The following is a 23,089-nucleotide window of genomic DNA, read 5'->3' as shown; positions in this document are numbered from 1 at the left end:
TTTGCAGAGCCAGTCCCGTGACTACCATCGCCACCGCTTTTAATACTTTGCCCCTGTCCGCCGCCATGCTGGCTAACCTCGACTCGCTGGGTTATGTCGAGATGACGCAGATCCAGGCGCAAAGCTTGCCGGTGATCCTCAAGGGGCTGGACCTGATTGCCCAGGCCAAGACCGGCAGCGGCAAGACTGCCGCCTTCGGCATCGGCCTGTTGAACCCGATCAACCCGCGCTACTTCGGCTGCCAGGCCCTGGTGATGTGCCCGACCCGTGAGTTGGCCGACCAGGTCGCCAAGGAAATCCGTCGCCTGGCACGCGCCGAAGACAACATCAAGGTGTTGACCTTGTGCGGCGGTGTGTCCCTTGGCCCGCAGATCGCCTCCCTGGAACACGGCGCCCACGTGATCGTCGGCACCCCGGGCCGTATCCAGCAGCACCTGCGCAAGGGCTCGCTGGTACTGGACGGCTTGAACACGCTGATCCTCGACGAAGCCGACCGCATGCTCGACATGGGTTTCTACGACGCCATCGAAGACATCATCAGCAAGACCCCGCCGCGCCGCCAAACTTTGCTGTTTTCGGCCACCTACCCGGTGAGCATCAAGCAGTTGGCCTCCAAATTCATGCGCGCACCGCAGCAAGTGAAGGCCGAAGCGTTCCACTCCGACGACCAGATCGAGCAGCGCTTCTTCGAGATCTCGCCGGAAGAGCGTATGGACGCGGTGACCAAGGTGCTGGCGCACTTCCGTCCAGCCTCGTGCGTGGCGTTCTGCTTTACCAAGCAGCAAGTGCAGGAAACCGTGGATCACCTGACGTCCAAGGGCATCTCTGCCGTTGGCCTGCACGGCGACCTGGAGCAGCGCGACCGCGACCAGGTACTCGCGATGTTCGCCAACCGCAGCACCTCGGTACTGGTAGCGACCGACGTGGCCGCCCGTGGTTTGGACATTGACTCGCTGGACATGGTGATCAACGTCGAACTGGCCCGCGATTCGGAAATCCACATCCACCGTGTGGGCCGTACGGGCCGTGCCGGTGAGACTGGCATCGCCATCAGCCTGGTGGCGCCGTCCGAAGCCCACCGCGCCCAAGCCATCGAGCAACTGCAGAAGTCGCCCTTGAACTGGGACCAACTGGACAACCTCAAGCCGCAAAGCGGTGGTCCGTTGCTGCCACAGATGAGCACCCTGTGCATCGCTGCTGGCCGTAAAGACAAAGTGCGTCCGGGTGACATCCTGGGTGCACTGACTGGCGAAGCGGGTATCCCAGGTGCCCAGGTCGGCAAGATCGCGATCTTTGACTTCCAGGCGTTTGTGGCCGTTGAGCGTGGCATTGCCAAGCAGGCGTTGCAGCGTTTGAATGACGGCAAGATCAAGGGCCGTTCGTTGCGCGTGCGGATCCTGTAAGGCACTCAAGCTCTACAGAGATCAAAATGTGGGAGCGGGCTTGCTCGCGAATTCGGTGGATCAGTCAACTTCTTCGATGGCTGACACTCCGTATTCGCGAGCAAGCCCGCTCCCACATTTGACTGTATTCCAAATCAGAATTTGTATGAGGACACCGTTTTGCGCTCGACCGAAGTTGTGATCATTGGCGCCGGCGCCGCAGGCTTGATGTGCGCACTGACCGCCGCCGGGCGTGGGCGCAAGGTGATGTTGATCGACCATGCGAACAAGGCCGGCAAGAAGATCCTGATGTCCGGCGGTGGCCGCTGCAATTTCACCAACATGTACACCGAGCCGGCCAACTTCCTCTCGCACAACGCGCATTTCTGCAAGTCCGCCCTGGCCCGTTATACCCAGTGGGACTTTATCGGGCTGGTGGCCAAGCACGGCGTGCCGTACCACGAGAAGAAGCTCGGCCAGCTGTTCTGCGACAACAAGTCCAGCGACATCCTCGGCATGCTGCTTGACGAGTGCATCCAGGTTGGCGTGAGCATGCATTTGGACACCTCGATCCAAGAAATCGCCAAGGTCGACAGCGGCTACCAATTGCAAACCACCTTGGGCGAACTGCGCTGTGAATCCCTGGTGATCGCCACCGGCGGCCTGTCGATTCCAACACTGGGCGCCACCGGGTTTGGTTACCAGGTAGCCAAGCAATTCGGCCATGAACTGCTGCCGACCCGCGCCGGGCTGGTGCCCTTCACCATTACCGACCAGCTCAAGGAGTTGTGCGGCGAACTGTCTGGCACCTCAGTGGACTGCCTGGTCAGCTGCAACGACCAGAGCTTTCGCGAGAACATCCTGTTTACCCATCGCGGACTCAGTGGCCCGGCGATTTTGCAGATCTCGTCGTATTGGGAGCCCGGCGATACGGTTGAAATCAACCTGCTGCCCGACCATGACGCGCACACCTGGTTGCAACAGCAACAGGCCGAGCGTCCCAACAGCGAGCTGAAAACCCTGCTGGGCGAGATCTTCACCAAGAAGATGGCCAACCTGCTGGCCGAAACCTGGTTTGCGTCCAAGCCGATGAAGCAGTACACCCATGCGGAAATTGCCGATATCGCGCAAAAACTCGGCAGCTGGCAGTTGGTGCCAGCGGGCACTGAGGGCTACCGCACGGCCGAGGTAACGTTGGGTGGGGTCGACACGCGCGAGGTGTCGTCCAAGACCATGGAGTCACTGAAAAGCCCAGGGTTGTACTTTATCGGCGAAGTGTTGGATGTGACCGGTCACCTGGGCGGGTTCAACTTCCAGTGGGCATGGGCGTCGGGCTACGCCGCGGCGCAGTTTGCCTGAGTCAACGCAGTAAAAAATGTGGGAGCGGGCTTGCTCGCGAATGCGGTGGATCAGTCGGCACATGTGTGTCTGACCCACCGTTTTCGCGAGCAAGCCCGCACACATTGGTTTTGTGGTGCGCTTGGGAATAATTTGCCAGCAGATGTGATCACCACCCTTGCCGTGACGTCACTGATGGCTCAATTTAGCGGCATCGTCCCGGAAGACTCCAGACTTCATGTCATCGACCTCGTTCAAGCAGTCCATGCGGCGCCTGTGGGCGCTGGATAAATTCAGTTACAGCGTTCGGGTATTCATCGCCCTCACCGGCAGCATGGCGCTGTGCTGGTATCAAGATGAAATGACCCTGCTGATCCCACTGTTCCTGGGGATTATCGCCAGTGCCCTGGCCGAGACCGATGACAGTTGGCAAGGCCGCCTCAATGCGCTCGCCGTGACGCTGGTGTGTTTCAGCATCGCCGCGTTGTCGGTAGAGCTGCTGTTCCCTTATCCGTGGATCTTCGCAATTGCCCTGGCCTTGGCCACGTTCGGCCTGACCATGCTCGGCGCCCTCGGCGAACGCTATGGCGCGATTGCGTCGGCGACGCTGATTCTGTCGGTGTACACCATGATCGGTGTGGACCAGCGCGGCGGTGCGGTCTCGGATTTCTGGCATGAGCCCCTGCTGCTGGTGGCCGGCGCCGCCTGGTATGGCGCGCTTTCCGTGCTGTGGCAGGCGCTGTTTTCCAACCAGCCGGTGCAACAAAGCCTGGCGCGGTTGTTCCGCGAACTGGGGCGTTACCTCAAGCTCAAGTCGTCATTGTTCGAACCGATCCGCCAGCTGGATGTGGAAGCCCGCCGCCTGGAACTGGCCCAGCAAAATGGCCGTGTGGTGGCCGCGCTGAACGCCGCGAAGGAAATCATTCTGCACCGCGTGGGCAACGGTCGACCGGGGTCGAAGGTCAGTCGCTACCTCAAGTTGTACTTTCTCGCCCAAGACATCCACGAACGCGCCAGCTCCTCCCACTACCCCTACAACGCGCTGGCTGAAGCGTTCTTCCACAGCGACGTGCTATTCCGCTGCCAACGCCTGCTGCGCCAGCAGGGCAAGGCCTGCCAGACCCTGGCCGAATCGATCCAATTGCGCCAGCCATTCATCTATGACGACAGCTTCGCCGAGGCCTTGGGCGACCTGAACGCCTCTCTTGAACACCTGCGTATTCAAAGCAACCCGGCCTGGCGCGGCTTGCTGCGTTCGCTGCGTGCCCTGGCGGCCAACCTGTCCACCCTCGACCGCCTGCTCAGCGACGCCAGCAACCCCGACTCACTGGCCGATGCCGCCGACAGTAACCTGCTGGATCGCGCCCCGCGCAATTTGAAGGAGATGTGGACGCGCCTGCGCACCCAGATGACGCCGACCTCCTTGCTGTTCCGTCATGCCTTGCGCTTGTCCCTGGCACTGACCGTCGGCTACGGCATGCTCCACGCGATCCACGCGTCCCAGGGTTATTGGATCATCCTCACCACGCTGTTCGTGTGCCAGCCCAACTATGGCGCCACGCGGCGCAAGCTCGGCCAGCGGATCATCGGCACGGCCATCGGCCTTACGGTGGCTTGGGCGCTGTTCGACCTGTTCCCAAGCCCTCTGGTGCAATCGATGTTCGCCATCGCGGCGGGCCTGGTGTTCTTTATCAACCGCACCACCCGTTACACCCTGGCCACAGCGGCAATCACGTTGATGGTGCTGTTCTGCTTCAACCAGGTGGGCGACGGATACGGGCTGTTCCTGCCGCGCCTGTTCGATACCTTGCTCGGCAGCCTGATTGCGGGCCTGGCGGTGTTCCTGTTCCTGCCGGACTGGCAAGGTCGACGCCTGAACAAAGTGCTGGCCAACACCCTGACCTGCAACAGCATCTACTTGCGCCAAATCATGCAGCAATACGCCGCCGGCAAGAGCGATGACCTGGCCTATCGCCTGGCCCGACGCAACGCGCACAACGCCGATGCCGCGCTGTCGACCACCCTGGCCAATATGCTGATGGAACCGGGCCACTTCCGTAAGGAGGCCGACGTGGGCTTCCGCTTTTTGGTGTTGTCGCACACGTTGCTCAGCTATTTGTCGGGACTTGGCGCGCACCGTGAGACCCAGTTGCCGGCCGAAGTGCGCGAGCATTTGATCGAGGGGGCCGGCAATACGCTGGCGGCGAGCATCGATGAAATCGCCACCGGGTTGGCCAACAAGCAGCCGATTGCGATCCAGAGCGATGCCGAGGAAGCACTGGCGGCGGACCTGGAGCAGATGCCGGACGAGATCGATGAGGGGCAACGGTTGGTGCAAACTCAGTTGGCGTTGATTTGCCGGCAGTTGGGGCCGTTGCGAACGTTGGCTGCGCATCTGATCAAGGAAACTGGCGAGGCTTAGATCGCCTTCGCGAGCAAGCCCGCTCCCACATTTGACCGTATTCCAAAGGGTATACGCGGTTCAATGTGGGAGCGGGCTTGCTCGCGAAGAGGCCCTTCCAGACGCTACATCCCATGCTGCTTCATCAACCGCGCATAACTGCCATCGACCTTCATCTTGGCAATCTCCCGATCAAAACCTGCAACGATCTGCTCATGCTCGGGGTTCTTCAGGCTCACCAGGATATGCAGGCTGTTTTCACTCAACGGCTTGGGTAAAAACTCCACCGCATTGCGCACCCGCGCCGATTCGCGCGACAGGTAGTAGCGCGCCACGTACTCGTCCTCTACCGTCAGCCGCACCCGCTGCGCTGCCAACATGCGTACGGCCATGGCAAAGTTGTGCACCGGGACTTTCTGTAGCTGTGCATCCGAATCGAACGCCGCCGAATAGGCGTAACCGCGCACCACTGCAATGGGGTAGCCGTGCAGTTGCTCCAGGTTCTGGAAGTCGATGCTGTCGTCGCGACGCTTCATGAAGCGCACACGGTTGAGCAAGTATTCGCCGGAGAACTGCCCCAACTGTGTACGGGCATCGTCGTACCAGGCGTTGACCAGCACGTCATAACGCCCATCGCCCACGCCCATCAACGCCCGCGCCCAGGGCACCTGTTCAAAATCACTGGCATAGCCCGCACGCGCCAGGGCCGTACTGACGATATCGGTCGCCAAGCCACCATTGATCAAGGTGGCATCGGTAAACGGTGGCCACGCATCCGCCACCAGGCGCAAGCGCTGGGCGAACACTGGCTGGGAAAACAGCAACACTCCAATTAAAGCAACGGCACGAGAAAATCGCGGCATGCTTACGGTCCTTGGCGGGCACTGAGGATCTAACAGTAGTTGAAGATTACACAAAGAAACGCAGGGCGAATGCATTCAATGATGGCAAATTGATTTCACTCACAAAAATAGCCGATTTAGACACAAACCGCTGCCGCGCTTACTATCCGAAGCAGACATTAATAAGAGAACTCACCATGACAGTCGAATGGGTCTGCAAACATCACACTGACCTCGGCAAGGAGCAGCTGTACGCCATCCTGCGCCTGCGGGGCGAAGTGTTCGTCGTTGAGCAGAAATGTGTGTATCAGGACATCGACGGGCAGGACCTGGACGGCGACACCCACCACCTGATGGCCTGGCAGGATGACCAACTGGTGGCTTACCTGCGCCTGCTGGACCCAGAGTCCCAGGGCGGTGATGTGGTGATCGGCCGCGTGATCGTGGCGCCCGTGGCGCGAGGCACTGGCCTTGGGCACCAGATGATGGAAGAGACCCTTCGGCAGATTGAGGAAATATGGCCTGAAACCCCGATTTTCCTGTCGGCCCAAGCGCATTTGCAGGGGTATTACGGGCGGTATGGGTTTATGGTGGCGGGGGAGGAATACCTTGAGGATGATATTCCGCATATAGGTATGCGGCGCCTATAAGGGCCTCTTCGCGAGCAAGCCCGCTCCCACATTTAACCGCGCACATCATTTGGAATGCGGTCGATGTGGGAGCGGGCTTGCTCGCGAAGACGTCAGACGATACGCCACCGACCTTCAGGGATAACCTAATACCTGCTTCACCGAAGCCAGGTTAGCCTCGATCCACCCCCGGTCAATCGCCCCCCAACTGCGAATCCGATAGTGCCCCGCATGATTGCGCGCACCGTCTTCCTGCTCAAATTCACACACAATATCCAAGTCCGCCAACGCGGCAATCGTGTCCTGCGCCGTACGCCGGGGCATGCCGGTAGCGTCGGTCAGCGCCGGCACATTACTGGCCTGCCCGCTGTCGATCAAATACGCCACATACAGGCGACGGTAGAAACTGCTTTTGGTCTTGCTCACTTCCATGGTCAATCGCCTTGTGCGGTCAGGGCTTGCCCTGCAGGTCGCGATACGTGAGGTACACCCGCAGGTCGAATTCCACCTGATGGTAGCCCGGCATCATGTACTCACAGAGTTTGTAGAACGCCTTGTTGTGGTCCGATTCCTTGAAGTGCGCCAGTTCGTGCACCACGATCATGCGCAGAAACTCCGGCGCCGCTTCCTTGAACAACGCGGCGATGCGAATCTCTTTCTTGGATTTGAGGTTACCGCCCTGCACGCGGGAAATCGTGGTGTGCAGACCCAGGGCGCGGTGGGTCAGGTCCAGCCGGTTATCGAACAGCACCTTGTCGATGGCCGGGGCGTTGCGCAGGTGTTCCTGCTTCAAGGCCAAGGCATAGGCGTACAAGGCCTTGTCGCTCTGCACGGCGTGACGTTCGGGGTAACGTTGTTCCAGGTAGGCACCCAACTGGTCCTTGGCGATCAGTTGGCGCACTTGCTCTTGAAGGGCAGCGGGATAGGCCTGGAGGTATTTCAGTGCGGTCATGGGTTCTGCAACAGGGTTCGAATGGCCGCCAGTGTAGCGAATTCAGCGTAAACGAGGGTGCGACCAGCCGGCGACTTCGTCGGCCATCAACGGATGCGCCGCCCATGCCCCTTGGATAAACACGCACCCATTGGCCTTGAGCCACTGGGCTTGCTCGTGGTTTTCCACACCCTCGGCCACCACCAACACATCAAAATGCCCGCATAGCTGGATAATGCTGCGGGCGAATGCGGCGTCCCGTGCCGAGCCCGGCAGGCGCGCGACCAATTGCGGGTCAAGCTTGAGGGTGTCGAACGCCAGGTCGCGCAGATGGGACAGGGAACAACTGCCCGAACCAAAGTCATCCAGGGCGATGCGTACCCCGATCTGGCGCAGCAGCTTGAGCTGCTTGGCGGACTCTTCCAGATTGCTCATCAAACTGTCTTCACTGATTTCCACTTCCAACTGCCGCCCTTGTAGCCCATGTCGGTCCAGTACCTGCTGCAGTTGGTTGGCCAGGTTGGGCATGTTGAACTGGTTGCTGCTCAGGCTCACGCTCAGCACCAGTTCATCATCGAACGTGGTTTGCCAGGCCTGGCGCTGCGCGCCGACCTGTTGGTAGATCCAGGCACTCAATTGGCTGATCAGCCGCGCCTCTTCCAGCAACGGCAAAAACAATCCCGGCGGCACGTCGCCCACGCTGGGATGTTGCCAGCGCAACAGCGCCTCGACCCCGCGCAAACGGCCGTCCTCCAGTGACACCTGAGGCTGATAGACCAGGCTGAAATCCTTGTTTTGAATCGCCGTGCGCACGCTGTCTTCCAGCATCAGCCGCGAACGGGCGCGGCCGTTCATTTCCTGGTCGTAATAGCGATACTGCTGACGCCCCGCGCGCTTTGCTTCGTACATGGCGATGTCAGCCGCGCGCAGCAGGCCATTCAAATCCGATCCACAGTCAGGGAAGGTCGCAATACCGATGCTGACGCCCAGCATCACATCCAGGCCATCGACCTGTTGGCAGATCGACACCCTTTCGATCAGTTTTTCCGCAATTTTCGCCGCCTGCTCCGGGAACTCCAGCTCCAGCAGCGCGGTGAACTCATCACCGCCCATGCGCCCAAGAATGTCGTAGGAGCGCAGGCAGCCCTGCAGTTGCTCCGACACCCAGCGCAGCACCCGGTCACCGGCGTCATGCCCCAGGGAGTCGTTGACCCGCTTGAAACCGTCGAGGTCCAGGTAGAGCAACACCAACGACTGATCGCCGCGCTCACTGCGCAGCAAACTGTTCTCGACCGCTTGATAGAAACCACGTCGGTTAAGCAGCCCGGTCAACGGGTCGGTAACCGCCTGGAACTCCAGTTGCTGGTGCAGGTGGCGCACCTCGGACATGTCCAGCACGGTGACGACCATGGCCCTCTGCTCGGCGGGCAATGGCGCACAGGACAAGGCCACCGGCACTTGCTGGCCACGGCCAGTGCGCAGGATCGCGTCGTGCAGGCGCCAGGTTTCTCCCTTGCGGTAACCGGCGTACATCTGCGACTCGGGCCAGGAGGGCACATGGGGTTTTTGTAGGAAGTTGAGGAAGTCCTGGCCCTGCAGCTCATCCATCGTGGCATTGAGCAAGCGCGAAATCGCCGGGTTGGCGTACTGGATCACGCCCTCCTGCCCCACCACCAGAATGCCTTCGGCGGCGTTGTCCAGCACCGAGGCATTGAAGGCGCGTGCGGACTCCAGGTCCAGGCTCAAGCGCTGTAAGGCCCGGCGATTGCGCTGGTGTTCCAGCAACGCCTGGACTTTGGGCTTGAGGATATGCGGGTCAAACGGTTTGAACAGGTAGTCGATCGCGCCGCTGGCATAGCCTTCGAGCACTGCGGCAGCGGATTGCGCATTGGCACTGAGGAAGATGATCGGCGTCATCCGCGTGCGCTGGCTGCCGCGCATCAGGCGGGCTACTTCAAAGCCGTCCATGACGGGCATCTTGACGTCCAGCAGCACCAGGTCGACTTCATGCACCAACAACAGTTCAAGCGCTTCCAGGCCAGAGCTGGCGGTGATCACCTGCCAGTCTTCCCGCTGCAAAAGTGCGCGCATGCTGATGAGGTTTTCCGGATAGTCATCGACCACCAAAAGAACCGAACTGCTATCGCCGTGTTGTGGAGCGCATTCCATGCTACTTATCTTCCTTGGGAGCAACTCCGGTCAATTCTGACAGAAAACCCGGACAAACTCTGAGGCCTCACTCTAGCCTCGGTTCCGAAAAATCAGAAGTGAACTGGGTGTCATCATGACGCCAAAGTTCGGGAAGCCGACTAACGGTCAGTCGCTGGAGGCCCCGGTCCGTGGGAAACATGGCATTTTGGCATTCATTTGGCGCCAATAAATTGCCAGCAAATGTTTAACAACCAAGCGAGCACCGCCTATAAAGAAGCTGTCTGGCCTGCGGGCCAAAGTCTTCACCCCCAGTAAAAGGCACCTGCCATGATCGACCTCTCCACCTGGAACCTAAGCATTCCTGTCGGCTCACCGCCGGCGACCATCGACACCCCGAAACTGCTTAGCGGCTTCAAGGACCAATATTTCCAGGCCGAAGGCAGCAACGTGCAATTCTGGACCCCCGTCACCGGCACTCGCACCGAAAACGCTATCTACCCCCGCAGCGAATTGCGCGAAACCTACGCCGATGGCCGCCTGCGCAACTGGACCTACCCCGATGCCAACAACTTCCTGCGTGCTACTTTGGCCGTCAACCAGGTGCCGTCCAGCGGCAAAATCGTTATTGGCCAGATTCACGCGTACGACAGTCAAAAACCGCTGATCAAGTTGGAATACCAATTTAAGGAGAAGACCCAGACCGGCAATATCGTCGCCAAGGTGCGCATGCGCCCGGATGAAGACGAAGGCCGCACGATCATCGTCGCCTCCAACGTGCCGCTGGAGAAGAGCTTCACCTATGTCATTAATCTGAATAAAGCCGGGCTGCTAAGCGTGTACGCGGCGGATGGCGAGTGGAACGAGCGCATCGGTGCCGCATGGGGAGCCAAGCCGCTGTACTTCAAGGCCGGCGCGTACGTGCAGGACAACAGCGGCAACAGCAAGGAAGGCGCGCGGGTGACGTTTGCCAAGCTGGATATTGACCACGACTGACCGCTGATTCGCTTCAGCGCCCTCTCCCACGACGCTTTAGGACAGAACCGCGACCAGGGTCTCGACTTTCTTGTAGGACGATCCGAGTATGGCGCCGCGCTAGCGCACAGCCCTCGATAAGAAAAGTCATGGAGACTGCTCAAATGCCCTTCTCTCGTTCCCTGCTCGCCCTGTCCATGGGCCTGGTTCTGCTGCACAACCCAACCTTCGCCGCCCCGCCACTGTCGATGACCGACGGGGTGGCGCAAGTGCACACCCAGGACAGCAACGCCTGGGTCGAAATCAGCAAAGCTGCGTTCGAACACAACATCCGTACCCTGCAAGCCACCCTCGCTGACAAGTCGAAAATCTGTGCCGTCCTCAAGGCGGATGCCTACGGCCATGGCATCGGCTTGTTGATGCCTTCGATCATTCAACTGGGCGTGCCCTGTGTTGGCGTCGCCAGTAACGAAGAAATCCGTGTAGTGCGCGAAAGCGGCTTCAAAGGCCAACTGATCCGCGTACGCACCGCCGCCTTGAGTGAGCTGGAAGCCGCGCTGCCGTACAACGTCGAAGAATTGGTGGGCAACCTCGACTTCGCCGTACGCGCCAGCCTCATCGCCGAGCAGCACGGCCGCCCGCTGGTGGTGCACCTGGGCTTGAACTCCAGCGGCATGAGCCGTAACGGCGTGGAAATGACCACCGCACAAGGCCGTCGCGATGCCGTCGCCATCACCAAGGTGCCGAACCTGGAAGTAAAGGCGATCATGACCCACTTCGCCGTCGAAGACGCCGCCGACGTACGCGCCGGGCTCAAGGCCTTCAACGAACAGGCGCAATGGTTGATCAACGTCGCCCAACTGGACCGCAGCAAAATCACCCTGCACGCGGCCAACTCCTTCGCCACCCTGGAAGTGCCGGAAGCACGCCTGGACATGGTCCGCCCCGGCGGCCTGCTGTTTGGCGATACCGTGCCGGCCTTTACCGAATACAAACGCGTGATGCAGTTCAAGTCCCATGTGGCCTCGGTGAACAGCTATCCAAAGGGCAACACGGTTGGCTATGACCGCACCTACACCCTGGCGCGGGACTCAAAGCTGGCGAACATCACCGTGGGTTACTCCGACGGCTATCGCCGCGCGTTCACCAACAAAGGCATCGTGCTGATCAACGGGCACCGCGTGCCGGTGGTGGGCAAGGTGTCGATGAACACGTTGATGGTGGACGTGACCGATGTGCCCACAGTGAAGAGTGGGGATGAGGTGGTGTTGTTTGGCAAACAGGGGAAAGTGGAGACCACGCAGACGGAAGTCGAGGACATCAACGGGGCGCTGCTGGCGGATCTGTATACGGTGTGGGGTAACTCGAATCCGAAAGTACTGGTGGATAAGTAATCGGCCACAAAAAAGCCCGCATCACTGCGGGCTTTCTTAAACACCAGAGGCTTAGTTCACCTTAGCGTTCAACTCACCTTTCAGGTAACGCTGGTACATCGCTTCCAGCGAGATCGGCTTGATCTTCGAACCATTACCGGCAGTACCAAACGCTTCATAACGCGCGATACACACATCACGCATCGCAGTCACGGTCGCGCCGAAGAACTTACGTGGGTCGAACTCGCTCGGGTTGGTGGCCATCAGGCGACGCATCGCACCGGTGGACGCCAAACGCAGGTCGGTGTCGATGTTGACCTTGCGCACGCCGTGCTTGATGCCTTCGACGATTTCTTCAACCGGTACGCCGTAGGTTTCTTTGATGTCGCCGCCGTACTGGTTGATGATCGCCAGCCACTCTTGCGGGACCGAGGAAGAACCGTGCATCACCAAGTGGGTGTTAGGGATGCGCTTGTGGATTTCCTTGATGCGGTCGATGGCCAACACGTCGCCGGTAGGCGGCTTGGTGAACTTGTAAGCGCCGTGGCTGGTGCCGATGGCGATGGCCAGGGCGTCAACTTGGGTCTTTTTCACGAAGTCAGCGGCTTCTTCCGGGTCGGTCAGCATTTGGCTGTGATCCAGCACGCCTTCGGCGCCGATGCCGTCTTCTTCGCCAGCCATGCCGGTTTCCAGGGAGCCCAGGCAGCCCAGCTCGCCTTCAACCGATACGCCGCAGGCGTGGGCCAGGGCGACGGTTTGCTGGGTAACGCGCACGTTGTATTCGTAGTCGGTTGGAGTCTTGCCGTCTTCACCGAGGGAGCCGTCCATCATCACCGAGCTGAAGCCCAGTTGGATGGAGCGCTGGCACACGTCAGGGCTGGTGCCGTGGTCCTGGTGCATGCACACCGGGATGTGCGGGAATTCTTCGATCGCGGCGAGGATCAGGTGACGCAGGAACGGTGCGCCGGCGTATTTGCGGGCACCGGCCGAAGCCTGGACGATCACGGGGGAGTCGGTCTTGTCAGCGGCTTCCATGATGGCGCGCATCTGCTCAAGGTTGTTGACGTTAAAGGCTGGGACGCCGTAGCCGTACTCGGCTGCGTGGTCCAGCATTTGACGCATGCTGATAAGTGCCATTGTGTTGTCTCTCCCGGTCGAGGGTCGTTAATCGTGCAAGCCTGCCGTAGCGGCGGCTGCTATTCAAGTTATTGCAGGTCAGGGTTTGCATGCCTGGCGTGCTGAATCGTTATTGCTGTCAGGCTTACTGAGCTTTGCAGCCGCGCCCAATCAAATCGTCGGTGGCAACCCAGTAAACCAGGCCTTCCTCACCTTTTGTGTGAAACGCCAATTGGTCGTTGGCGTACAGCACGCCCGAGGCGGCGACGTCTTGTTTAAGACGGTAAACCTGGTCGGAACCGCCGAGGCGTACATCCACCTCGGATTTGGCCTGGTTGGCAAAGCGCCAGTTGACCTCGGCCTTGCTGTCGCAGGTCCAGGTGGTCCACTTGTCCGCAGGCTCAGCCTTGCTATTGAACATGTTCATGCTGCTGCAACCGGCCAACAGGGCCAGTGATGCCAGGGCGATAACGCCTTTCATTGCCAATCCTCGTGTTGATCAGACCCGTCAAGGACAACCCTGTTCCTGACCGTTGGGCGCGGCGTCGTATTTCTCCAACCGCTCATTGCCGATGCGCTTGTTGATCACCGGCATGGTCTCGGCTTGCCAGTCGGCCTGGTAACAGCTTTTTTTCTGCGCGGCCCCCGGCGTTCCAGCCTCAGGCTTGGCGCTGGGCGTGCTACCGCAGCCGGCCAACAGGCCCGCTGCGATCACCAATGCCAACGACTTGATCATGGGAATGCTCCTTTTCCGGATCACGAACCTTAACCTTTGGCTCGGGTTTCCAGCACTTCTACGGCTGGCAAGACTTTGCCCTCGACGAATTCGAGGAACGCGCCGCCACCGGTAGAAATGTAGGAGATCTGATCGGCCACGCCATATTTATCGATGGCAGCCAAGGTGTCGCCACCGCCAGCAATCGAGAATGCCGAGCTTTCAGCAATGGCCTTGGCCAGCACTTTGGTGCCGTTGCCGAACTGGTCGAACTCGAACACGCCGACCGGACCGTTCCACAGGATGGTCTGGGAGGCTTTCAGCAGTTCGGCAAAGTTGGCCGCAGTTTGCGGGCCAATGTCCAAAATCATGTCGTCGGCAGCCACATCAGCGATCAGCTTGACGGTCGCCTCGGCGCTTTCGGCAAATTCCTTGGCGACCACCACGTCTACCGGCAACGGCACGCTGACCTTGGCGGCGATGGCACGGGCGGTGTCCAGCAGGTCTGGCTCGTACAGCGACTTGCCCACCGGGTGACCAGCTGCGGCCAGGAAGGTGTTGGCAATGCCACCGCCGACGATCAGTTGGTTGCAGATCTGGCTCAGGCTATTGAGCACGTCCAGCTTGGTGGAGACTTTGGAGCCGGCAACGATCGCAGCCATCGGTTGGGCCGGAGCGCCCAGGGCCTTGCCCAGTGCTTCCAGTTCGGCGGCCAACAGTGGGCCAGCGGCAGCGACCTTGGCGAACTTGGCCACGCCGTGGGTCGAACCTTCGGCGCGGTGGGCGGTGCCAAAGGCGTCCATCACGAACACGTCGCACAGCGCAGCGTATTGCTGGGCTAGTTCGTCGCTGTTCTTTTTCTCACCCTTGTTGAAGCGCACGTTTTCGAACAGCACGATGTCGCCGGCTTTAACGTCGACGCCACCCAGGTAGTCAGCCACCAATGGCACGTCGCGGCCCAGGGCTTTGCTGAGGTAGTCGGCTACAGGCTTGAGGCTGTTTTCGGCGGAGAACTCACCTTCGGTCGGACGACCCAGGTGGGAGCAGACCATCACGGCCGCGCCTTTTTCCAGGGCCAGCTTGATGGTCGGCAGCGAGGCCAGGATTCGCGCATCGCTGGTGACAACACCGTCCTTGACTGGGACGTTGAGGTCTTCGCGGATCAGTACGCGCTTACCTTGCAGATCGAGGTCGGTCATCTTCAACACGGTCATGGGTCGCAGTTCCTGAATTACTGTTGAGGTTGTTTAGAGGCGATGTGCAGATAATGTTCCGCAACATCCAGCATGCGGTTGGCAAAACCCCATTCGTTGTCGAACCAGGCCAGGATGTTCACCAGCCTCGGGCCGGAAACGCGGGTCTGGCTGGCATCGACTATCGCCGAATGCGGGTCGTGGTTGAAATCACAACTGGCGTGGGGCAACTCGGTATAGGCCAGTAGACCTTTGAGCGGGCCGCTGGTGGCGGCGTCGCGCAGGATCCGGTTGACCTCCGTCGCATCGGTATCACTGACGGTTTGCATGGTGATGTCCAGGCAGGACACGTTCACCGTTGGCACCCGTACGGCTTTGGCCTGGATTCGCCCGGCAAGTTCCGGCAACAGTCGCTCGATACCACGCGCCAAGCCTGTAGACACCGGAATCACTGACTGAAACGCCGAACGCGTACGGCGCAGGTCTTCGTGGTGATAGGCGTCGATCACCGGCTGGTCGTTCATGGCCGAGTGAATGGTAGTGATCGACACGTAATCCAGGCCGATCGCCTGATCCAGCAAGTGCAACAGCGGCACGCTGCAGTTGGTGGTGCAGGAGGCGTTGGACACCAACAGCTCATCACCGGTCAGGCAATCCTGGTTGATGCCATAGACGATGGTGGCGTCGACATCCGCCTCGCTGGCCATCGGCTGGGAAAACAGTACACGTGGCGCGCCAGCATCAAGGAAACGCTGGCCATCGGCACGGGTGTGATAGACACCGGAACATTCCAGCACCAGGTCAACGCCCAATGCTTTCCAGTCGATGCCTTCGGGGGTAGCACTGCGTAAAACCTTCACGCAGTTGCCATTGATATGCAGACAGTCGTCCTCAACCCGCACTTCGCCTGGAAAGCGGCCGTGGGTGGAGTCAAAGCGTGTCAGGTATTCGATGCTGGCCATGTCGGCCAGATCGTTGATCGCAACAATTTCAAACCCAGCCGCCGCCCCTCGCTCGAACAGAGCACGCAAGACGCAACGACCAATGCGGCCGTAGCCGTTGAGTGCAACTTTGTAGGGACGCGGTTGAGGCATGGGGTTCTCGATTACCTTGGGTAAAGGGGTGAATGTGCCGCCGCCTTCGCGAGCAAGCCCGCTCCCACATTTAGACCGCGATCTAATGTGGGAGCGGGCTTGCTCGCGAAGGCGCCAGTACAGCCACCCCAATTTACAGCCTTAGTCTTCCAGCAGCTCTTCAGCCTGACCCAGGATGTTGTCCAGGGTGAAACCGAACTCTTCGAACAACGCTGGCGCCGGCGCCGACTCACCGTAGGTGGTCATGCCGATCACGCGGCCTTCCAGGCCCACGTACTTGTACCAGTAGTCGGCGTGAGCCGCTTCGATAGCGATACGTGCGCTGACCTGCAACGGCAATACCGATTGCTTGTAGCCGGCATCTTGGGCTTCGAACACGCTGGTGCACGGGATCGACACCACGCGAACCTTGCGGCCTTGCTCGGTGAGCTTGTCGTACGCCTGAACGGTCAGGCCCACTTCGGAACCGGTGGAGATCAGGATCAGCTCCGGCTCGCCGATGCAGTCCTTGAGCACGTAGCCACCACGGCTGATGTCGGCGATCTGCGCGTCGGTACGCACTTGGTGTTGCAGGTTCTGACGGGAGAAGATCAGCGCCGAAGGGCCGTCTTTACGCTCAATGGCGTGCTTCCAGGCCACGGCGGATTCCACCGCGTCGGCTGGGCGCCAGGTGTCCAAGTTCGGTGTGGTACGCAGGCTGGTCAGCTGCTCGACCGGCTGGTGCGTCGGGCCGTCTTCGCCCAGGCCGATGGAGTCGTGGGTGTACACATGGATCACACGCTTCTTCATCAGCGCCGCCATGCGTACGGCGTTACGGGCGTATTCCATGAACATCAGGAAGGTCGCGCCGTAAGGCACCAGGCCGCCGTGCAGGGACACGCCGTTCATGATGGCGCTCATGCCGAACTCACGTACGCCGTAGTACATGTAGTTGCCGCTGGCGTCTTCAGCCGACACGCCTTTGCAGCCTTTCCACAGGGTCAGGTTGGAACCGGCCAGGTCGGCCGAACCGCCGAGGATCTCAGGCAGCAGCGGGCCAAAGGCGTTCAGGGTGTTCTGGCTGGCTTTACGGCTGGCGATGGTCTCGCCCTTGGCCGCGACTTCGGCGATGTAGGCCGAGGCTTTTTCCGAGAAATCGGCAGGCAGGTCACCGGCCAGGCGGCGTACCAGCTCGTTGGCCAGCTCAGGGAATTCGGCGGAGTAGGCCGCGAAACGCTGATCCCACTCGGCTTCGGTGGCCAGGCCTTTTTCCTTGGCATCCCATTCGGCGTAGATGTCGGCTGGGATTTCGAACGGGCCGTGGTTCCACTTCAGCGCAGCACGGGTCAGGGCGATTTCCGCGTCACCCAGTGGGGCGCCGTGGCAGTCTTCTTTACCTTGCTTGTTCGGCGAACCGAAACCGATGGTGGTCTTGCAGCAGATCAGGGTTGGCTGCTCGCTTTTGCGGGCGGTGTCGATGGCGGTCTTGATCTCTTCCGGATCGTGGCCGTCGACATTGCGGATCACCTGCCAGTTGTAGGCTTCGAAACGCTTAGGGGTGTCATCGGTGAACCAGCCTTCGACTTCGCCGTCGATGGAGATGCCGTTGTCATCGTAGAACGCAATCAGCTTACCCAGGCCCAAGGTGCCGGCCAGGGAAGCGACTTCGTGGGAAATGCCTTCCATCATGCAGCCATCACCCAGGAACACGTAGGTGTGGTGATCGACGATGTTGTGGCCAGGGCGGTTGAACTGTGCGCCCAGGACTTTTTCTGCCAGTGCGAAGCCAACAGCATTCGCCAGGCCTTGGCCCAGGGGACCGGTGGTGGTCTCGACGCCTGGGGTGTAGCCGAATTCCGGGTGGCCCGGCGTGCGGCTGTGCAGCTGACGGAAGCTTTTCAGATCGTCGATGGTGACGTCGTAGCCGGTCAGGTGCAGCAGCGAATAAATCAGCATCGAGCCATGGCCGTTGGACAGCACGAAGCGGTCCCGGTCGGCGAACGATGGATTGCTCGGGTTGTGTTTCAGGTAGTCACGCCAAAGTACTTCGGCGATATCCGCCATGCCCATCGGGGCACCGGGATGGCCGCTGTTGGCTTTTTGCACGGCATCCATGCTGAGGGCACGAATGGCGTTGGCACGCTCACGACGGCTGGGCATCGCTGATCTCCTGGGGTTTGCTTAAAAGAAACGGAAAAAAGGACCGGCATTTTCCCTCAGCCACCGCCTGCGGGCAATGACAGATAGTCACTTGAGGGTGTTTTTCCTGCGCTTTGGGCGCCATTCCCTTGCAGAAACCGGCCACTCATTCGTCTAAAGGTTATAGCGGCGGCTTATAACCGCCACTTATCGATCAATATCAAAACTTTTTGATATTGGCCTTGCAGGGATTTAAACCCGTCTCTAGACTGCTGGCCCTATGAATCTACCCATGCCTTCCCTGCGCCCCGACGACGGCGATGAACTGGCAGCCTTGTGCAAGGCCGCTGGAGATCCGTTGCGTCTGAACGTATTGCGAGCACTGGCCAACGATTCCTTCGGCGTACTGGAGCTGGCGCAGATCTTCGCCATCGGCCAGTCCGGCATGAGCCACCATTTGAAAGTATTGGCCCAGGCCGATCTGGTGGCCACTCGCCGCGAAGGCAATGCGATTTTTTACCGTCGCGCCCTGCCCCACACCGATCTGCTGGGCGGCAAGCTGCACGCTGCCTTGCTCGAGGAAGTGGACGGCCTGAGCCTGCCGACTGACGTGCAGTCGCGTATCGGCCAGGTCCACGGGCAACGCGCTGCGGCGAGCCAGGACTTTTTCGCACGGATCGCCGAGAAGTTTCGCGCCCAGCAGGACCTGATCGCCGGGCTGGCCCAATACCGCGACAGCGTACTGGCGATGCTGGACAAGCTGAGCTTCAGTGATGAAGCCACCGCGCTGGAAGTCGGCCCTGGAGATGGCGGTTTCTTGCCGGAACTGGCGCGGCGCTTTCACCAGGTCACGGCGCTGGATAACAGCCCGGCAATGCTCGAACTGGCACGCCAACTGTGCGAGCGCGAAGCACTGGGCAATGTCAGCCTGCAGTTGGCTGACGCGCTCAGTGGCACAACGATCAAGGCCGACTGCGTGGTGCTGAACATGGTCTTGCACCATTTCGCCGCCCCCGCCGACGCCCTCAAGCAAATGGCCGGGTTGCTGCATCCCGGCGGTAGCCTGTTGGTTACGGATTTATGCAGCCACAACCAGAATTGGGCCAGGGAGGCCTGCGGTGATCTCTGGTTGGGCTTTGAACAGGACGATCTGGCCCGTTGGGCCACCGCTGCGGGACTCGTTCCCGGGGAAAGCCTCTATGTAGGTTTACGTAATGGTTTCCAGATCCAGGTCCGCCATTTTCAGCGACCGGCTGGCGACACTCACCATCGGTAAATATCAGGAAAACATCGAGATGAGCGAATACTCCCTTTTCACCTCCGAGTCCGTGTCTGAAGGGCATCCGGACAAAATCGCCGACCAGATTTCTGACGCGGTGCTGGACGCCATCATTGCTGAAGACAAGCACGCCCGTGTGGCCTGCGAGACTCTGGTGAAAACCGGTGTAGCAATCATCGCTGGCGAAGTGACCACCACCGCCTGGGTTGACCTCGAGCAGATCGTTCGTGACGTGATCACCGACATCGGCTACACCAGCTCCGACGTCGGCTTCGACGGCGCGACCTGCGGCGTGATGAACATCATCGGCAAGCAGTCCCCGGACATCAACCAGGGTGTCGACCGCGCCAAGCCAGAAGACCAGGGCGCCGGCGACCAGGGCCTGATGTTCGGCTACGCCAGCAACGAAACCGACGTGCTGATGCCAGCACCGATTACCTTCTCGCACCAATTGGTGCAACGCCAGGCCGAAGCCCGCAAAAGCGGCTTGCTGCCATGGCTGCGCCCAGACGCCAAGTCCCAGGTGACCTGCCGTTATGAAGGCGGCAAGGTGGTGGGTATCGACGCCGTTGTTCTGTCGACCCAGCACAACCCGGACGTTTCCTACGCTGACCTGCGTGAAGGCGTGATGGAGCTGATCGTCAAGCACGTACTGCCGGCCGACCTGCTAACCAAGGACACCCAGTTCCACATCAACCCGACTGGCCAGTTCATCATTGGTGGCCCAGTGGGCGACTGCGGCCTGACCGGTCGCAAGATCATCGTCGACAGCTACGGCGGCATGGCCCGTCACGGCGGCGGCGCGTTCTCGGGTAAAGACCCATCCAAGGTTGACCGTTCGGCGGCCTACGCCGGTCGCTACGTGGCCAAGAACATCGTCGCGGCCGGCCTGGCTGAGCGTTGCGAGATCCAGGTTTCCTACGCTATCGGTGTAGCCCAGCCTACGTCGATCTCGCTGAATACCTTTGGCACCGGCAAGATCAGCGATGACAAGATCGTAAAACTGGTGCGTGAGATCTTCGACCTGCGCCCTTACGCGATCACCACCATGCTCGACCTGCTGCACCCGATGTACCAGGAAACTGCAGCCTACGGCCACTTCGGTCGTACTCCAGCGCAGAAGACTGTCGGCGACGACACCTTCACCACGTTCACCTGGGAAAAAACCGACCGCGCCAACGACCTGCGCGTCGCTGCCGGCCTGTAATACCGCGCCATACCCAAAGCCCCGCCAGGTTCGCCCGGCGGGGCTTTTTATTGCCGGGAGATTCGCGGCGACATTCACATTTTTTGGATCCAAACCTTGCAGGCCAAATGATGGCCCACTAGAATCCGCGCCCTCTCGGGCCTTAGACCTTACTTGGATATTGCATTGCGCCTGCCCGGGAGCCATAAGCGCGCAAGCAATCGAACATTGAGGTTTTCATGCGCATCTCCACGCTCGCCCCTGCCGCTCTTCTGCTCAGCCTGTTCACCCTGCCGGCTCACGCCGGTATCGACCTGAGCGCAGTAAGTGGCGCCCTGACCTCCCAACTGGGTGGCGGCGACTCCGGCGACTGCCAGCAGCACGCCAAAGACCTGCAAGCCAAGATCGATGCAGCCGAAGCCAAGAAAGACACCTTGTCCGTCAAGGCCTTCAAAGCGGCCCAGGACCAGGTCAACAAAGGCTGTGACAAATTAGCTGAAACCCAAGCCAAAGCCGACGCCAAGCAACAAACACAGGAAGCAAAGGCTGATAAGCCTGACCCAGTCAAAGCCCTGGGCGGTCTGTTCAAGTAAGTAGAAACACCCAGTAAAAAGCCCCGCACTGTCGGGGCTTTTTTGTGTCCGTGTGGATCATTTAGGCTGGGCGCCCCTTCCGAGCAAGGATGCTCATGATGCGTCGATTGATCGCTCTTTTACTCGGTGTCCTCCCCTTCTGGACGCAGGCCGAAAACTGCCCCGATGAGGCCCATACGCTAGTCGAAAACCTGGCCACGCAAATCAGCCAGTGGGATGACAGTTACCACCGACTCGGCCAATCCCCAGTCAGCGATGAGCTCTACGACCAGGCTCGCCAGCGCCTGGCGCATTGGCGCCAGTGTTTCTCCCAACCCACCGCGACACCCGACAACCCCCTCGCCACTTCAAGGGGCACCCTTCGGCATCCGGTCGCCCATACCGGCCTGGAAAAACTGCTGGATGAGCAGGCGGTCGGGGCCTGGCTGGGTACTCGCAGGGATGTCTGGGTCCAACCCAAAGTAGACGGCGTTGCCGTGACCCTGGTGTATCGCCAGGGTCGGTTGAACCAGGTCATCAGCCGTGGCGATGGCATGCTCGGCCAGGACTGGTCCACTTCCGCGCGCAAGATCCCCGGCATTGTCCAGCAGTTGCCGGAGCCCATCGACCTGGTACTGCAAGGCGAGCTCTATTGGCGCCTTGTTGACCATGTGCAATCGGCGCACGGCGGGCTCAATACTCGCAGCAAGGTAGCCGGGCTGATGAACCGCCGAGCATTGAGCGAAACCGATGCAGCCGGCATCGGCCTGTTCGTCTGGGCCTGGCCAGATGGAACAGCCTCATTCACCGAATACCTTGAGACACTGGCACGCTGGGGCTTCAGCGACAGTCAGCGTTACAGCCGCCCCATTCAACACGTCAGCGAAGCCGCGCACTGGCGTACCTACTGGTACAACCACCCGCTGCCCTTCGCCAGCGATGGAATAGTGCTGCACCAGGCGCAGCGTGCACCCGCCGGGCGCTGGCAGGTCAGCGCGCCGTATTGGGCTGCCGCCTGGAAGTACCCAGCCACCAAAGCGCTTGCTCTGGTGCGCGAGGTTCAATTCAAGATCGGCCGGACCGGGCGCATCACGCCGGTCCTGGAGTTGGAACCGGTACGGCTGGACGACAGACAGATCAGCCGCGTGAGCACTGGCTCCTTGCAACGCTGGCAAGCGCTGGATATACGCCCCGGCGATCAAGTGTCCATCAGCCTGGCAGGCCAAGTCATTCCCCGGCTGGACCAGGTGATTCTGCGCAACGCGACCCGGGTGGAGATGCCCGTACCCAAGCCCGGCGACTTTCACGCCTTGAGCTGCTGGCAGTTGGACCCCGGCTGCGAAGAACAATTGCTCGCCCGGCTCACCTGGCTGAGCAGCAACCAGGGGCTGGCCTTGCCGCATATAGGTCGCGAGACCTGGAACGTATTGATCCAGGCCGGTCTAATCGCAAGCTTTCTCGATTGGTTAACCCTGGATACGGCAGAGCTTGCTAACATTGACGGCTTGGGTGATCGCAGCCGTGCGCGGGTACTCGACAGCCTCCACAGCGCACGACAACGGCCCTTCGCACAATGGCTCAAAGCCCTGGGTGTACCGCCTGCGGCACGTTACAACCTGGAAGGTGACTGGCAGACGCTGGTTGCCAGAGACACCCAAGCCTGGCTGGCCATCGATGGCATCGGCCCGGGCCGTGCGGCGCAATTGCGCGCCTTCTTTCGCGACCCGCAAGTTCAGGCCTTGGCTGAAACACTACGCGTGGCCGGTATCGACGGGTTTTGAACCCAGCCCGGCCATA

Annotated in this window: 20 protein-coding genes; 10 read left to right on the top strand and 10 right to left on the bottom strand. The window is 60.3% G+C overall.

Annotated features, from left to right (window positions below):
* Positions 1 to 65: 65 nt before the first annotated feature.
* The 3 genes from dbpA (at position 66) to yccS (ending at position 5,142) form a co-directional block, all read left to right on the top strand.
* Positions 66 to 1,403 carry an ATP-dependent RNA helicase DbpA gene (gene dbpA / locus HF257_RS27705; protein WP_233081520.1) on the top strand — a complete coding sequence of 446 codons (1,338 nt, stop codon included), beginning with the start codon at positions 66 to 68 and terminating at the stop codon, positions 1,401 to 1,403.
* Positions 1,404 to 1,562: 159 nt separating this feature from the next.
* The gene (locus HF257_RS27700) at positions 1,563 to 2,741 is read left to right on the top strand and encodes a BaiN/RdsA family NAD(P)/FAD-dependent oxidoreductase (RefSeq protein WP_185709194.1); all 1,179 of its coding nucleotides are present in this window, start codon (positions 1,563 to 1,565) and stop codon (positions 2,739 to 2,741) included.
* Positions 2,742 to 2,958: 217 nt separating this feature from the next.
* Positions 2,959 to 5,142: a YccS family putative transporter gene (yccS, locus tag HF257_RS27695; protein WP_185709193.1), complete on the top strand. Its 2,184-nt coding sequence runs from the start codon at positions 2,959 to 2,961 to the stop codon at positions 5,140 to 5,142.
* A 104-nt stretch (positions 5,143 to 5,246) separates the two neighbouring features.
* On the opposite strand, the gene HF257_RS27690 is transcribed toward yccS, so the two are convergent.
* Entirely contained in the window at positions 5,247 to 5,984 is a 738-nt protein-coding gene (locus HF257_RS27690) for a substrate-binding periplasmic protein (protein ID WP_185709192.1), read from the bottom strand.
* Positions 5,985 to 6,160: 176 nt separating this feature from the next.
* Between HF257_RS27690 and HF257_RS27685 the strand changes: the two genes are divergently transcribed.
* Positions 6,161 to 6,613 (top strand): GNAT family N-acetyltransferase, encoded by a 453-nt coding sequence (locus HF257_RS27685; RefSeq protein ID WP_185709191.1) that lies wholly within the window; start codon positions 6,161 to 6,163, stop codon positions 6,611 to 6,613.
* Between the two features lie 114 nt (positions 6,614 to 6,727).
* On the opposite strand, the gene HF257_RS27680 is transcribed toward HF257_RS27685, so the two are convergent.
* From HF257_RS27680 to HF257_RS27670, 3 genes are read right to left on the bottom strand one after another with little or no spacing between them, the layout of a single operon-like run.
* Positions 6,728 to 7,024, bottom strand: a complete 297-nt coding sequence (locus tag HF257_RS27680; protein WP_185709190.1) for a winged helix-turn-helix domain-containing protein — start codon at positions 7,022 to 7,024, stop codon at positions 6,728 to 6,730.
* A 19-nt stretch (positions 7,025 to 7,043) separates the two neighbouring features.
* Entirely contained in the window at positions 7,044 to 7,544 is a 501-nt protein-coding gene (locus HF257_RS27675) for a M48 metallopeptidase family protein (protein WP_010207148.1), read from the bottom strand.
* A gap of 42 nt (positions 7,545 to 7,586) precedes the next feature.
* Positions 7,587 to 9,692 carry a putative bifunctional diguanylate cyclase/phosphodiesterase gene (locus HF257_RS27670; protein ID WP_185709189.1) on the bottom strand — a complete coding sequence of 702 codons (2,106 nt, stop codon included), beginning with the start codon at positions 9,690 to 9,692 and terminating at the stop codon, positions 7,587 to 7,589.
* Between the two features lie 309 nt (positions 9,693 to 10,001).
* Between HF257_RS27670 and HF257_RS27665 the strand changes: the two genes are divergently transcribed.
* A complete protein-coding gene (locus HF257_RS27665) occupies positions 10,002 to 10,667 on the top strand; it encodes a polysaccharide lyase family 7 protein (protein ID WP_185709188.1) in 666 nt (221 codons plus the stop codon).
* Between the two features lie 143 nt (positions 10,668 to 10,810).
* Positions 10,811 to 12,040: an alanine racemase gene (gene alr, locus HF257_RS27660; protein ID WP_185709187.1), complete on the top strand. Its 1,230-nt coding sequence runs from the start codon at positions 10,811 to 10,813 to the stop codon at positions 12,038 to 12,040.
* A 51-nt stretch (positions 12,041 to 12,091) separates the two neighbouring features.
* Here alr and fba read toward each other — a convergent pair whose 3' ends face one another.
* The 6 genes from fba to tkt form a co-directional block, all read right to left on the bottom strand.
* Positions 12,092 to 13,156, bottom strand: a complete 1,065-nt coding sequence (gene fba / locus HF257_RS27655; RefSeq protein ID WP_122488823.1) for a class II fructose-bisphosphate aldolase — start codon at positions 13,154 to 13,156, stop codon at positions 12,092 to 12,094.
* A 124-nt stretch (positions 13,157 to 13,280) separates the two neighbouring features.
* Positions 13,281 to 13,616 carry an MliC family protein gene (locus tag HF257_RS27650; protein ID WP_185709186.1) on the bottom strand — a complete coding sequence of 112 codons (336 nt, stop codon included), beginning with the start codon at positions 13,614 to 13,616 and terminating at the stop codon, positions 13,281 to 13,283.
* A gap of 27 nt (positions 13,617 to 13,643) precedes the next feature.
* Positions 13,644 to 13,871: a hypothetical protein gene (locus HF257_RS27645; RefSeq protein ID WP_185709185.1), complete on the bottom strand. Its 228-nt coding sequence runs from the start codon at positions 13,869 to 13,871 to the stop codon at positions 13,644 to 13,646.
* Positions 13,872 to 13,900: 29 nt separating this feature from the next.
* Entirely contained in the window at positions 13,901 to 15,064 is a 1,164-nt protein-coding gene (locus tag HF257_RS27640) for a phosphoglycerate kinase (protein ID WP_185709184.1), read from the bottom strand.
* Positions 15,065 to 15,081: 17 nt separating this feature from the next.
* Positions 15,082 to 16,137: an erythrose-4-phosphate dehydrogenase gene (gene epd / locus HF257_RS27635; RefSeq protein ID WP_185709183.1), complete on the bottom strand. Its 1,056-nt coding sequence runs from the start codon at positions 16,135 to 16,137 to the stop codon at positions 15,082 to 15,084.
* Positions 16,138 to 16,278: 141 nt separating this feature from the next.
* Positions 16,279 to 18,276 carry a transketolase gene (gene tkt / locus HF257_RS27630; RefSeq protein ID WP_185709182.1) on the bottom strand — a complete coding sequence of 666 codons (1,998 nt, stop codon included), beginning with the start codon at positions 18,274 to 18,276 and terminating at the stop codon, positions 16,279 to 16,281.
* Between the two features lie 259 nt (positions 18,277 to 18,535).
* Between tkt and HF257_RS27625 the strand changes: the two genes are divergently transcribed.
* The 4 genes from HF257_RS27625 to ligB all read left to right on the top strand — a co-directional run bounded on the left by HF257_RS27625 (position 18,536) and on the right by ligB (position 23,073).
* Complete coding sequence (locus HF257_RS27625) at positions 18,536 to 19,531, top strand: ArsR/SmtB family transcription factor (protein WP_185709181.1); 996 nt, start codon at positions 18,536 to 18,538, stop codon at positions 19,529 to 19,531.
* Positions 19,532 to 19,550: 19 nt separating this feature from the next.
* The gene (gene metK, locus HF257_RS27620; protein ID WP_185709180.1) at positions 19,551 to 20,741 is read left to right on the top strand and encodes a methionine adenosyltransferase; all 1,191 of its coding nucleotides are present in this window, start codon (positions 19,551 to 19,553) and stop codon (positions 20,739 to 20,741) included.
* 218 nt (positions 20,742 to 20,959) lie between these two features.
* The gene (locus HF257_RS27615; RefSeq protein ID WP_185709179.1) at positions 20,960 to 21,313 is read left to right on the top strand and encodes a hypothetical protein; all 354 of its coding nucleotides are present in this window, start codon (positions 20,960 to 20,962) and stop codon (positions 21,311 to 21,313) included.
* Between the two features lie 95 nt (positions 21,314 to 21,408).
* Positions 21,409 to 23,073, top strand: coding sequence for an NAD-dependent DNA ligase LigB (gene ligB, locus HF257_RS27610; RefSeq protein WP_185709178.1), 1,665 nt, complete (start codon positions 21,409 to 21,411; stop codon positions 23,071 to 23,073).
* Positions 23,074 to 23,089 lie beyond the last annotated feature (16 nt).

It is taken from the genome of Pseudomonas cremoris, assembly GCF_014230465.1.
This window is presented reverse-complemented; position numbering and strand designations above follow the sequence as displayed.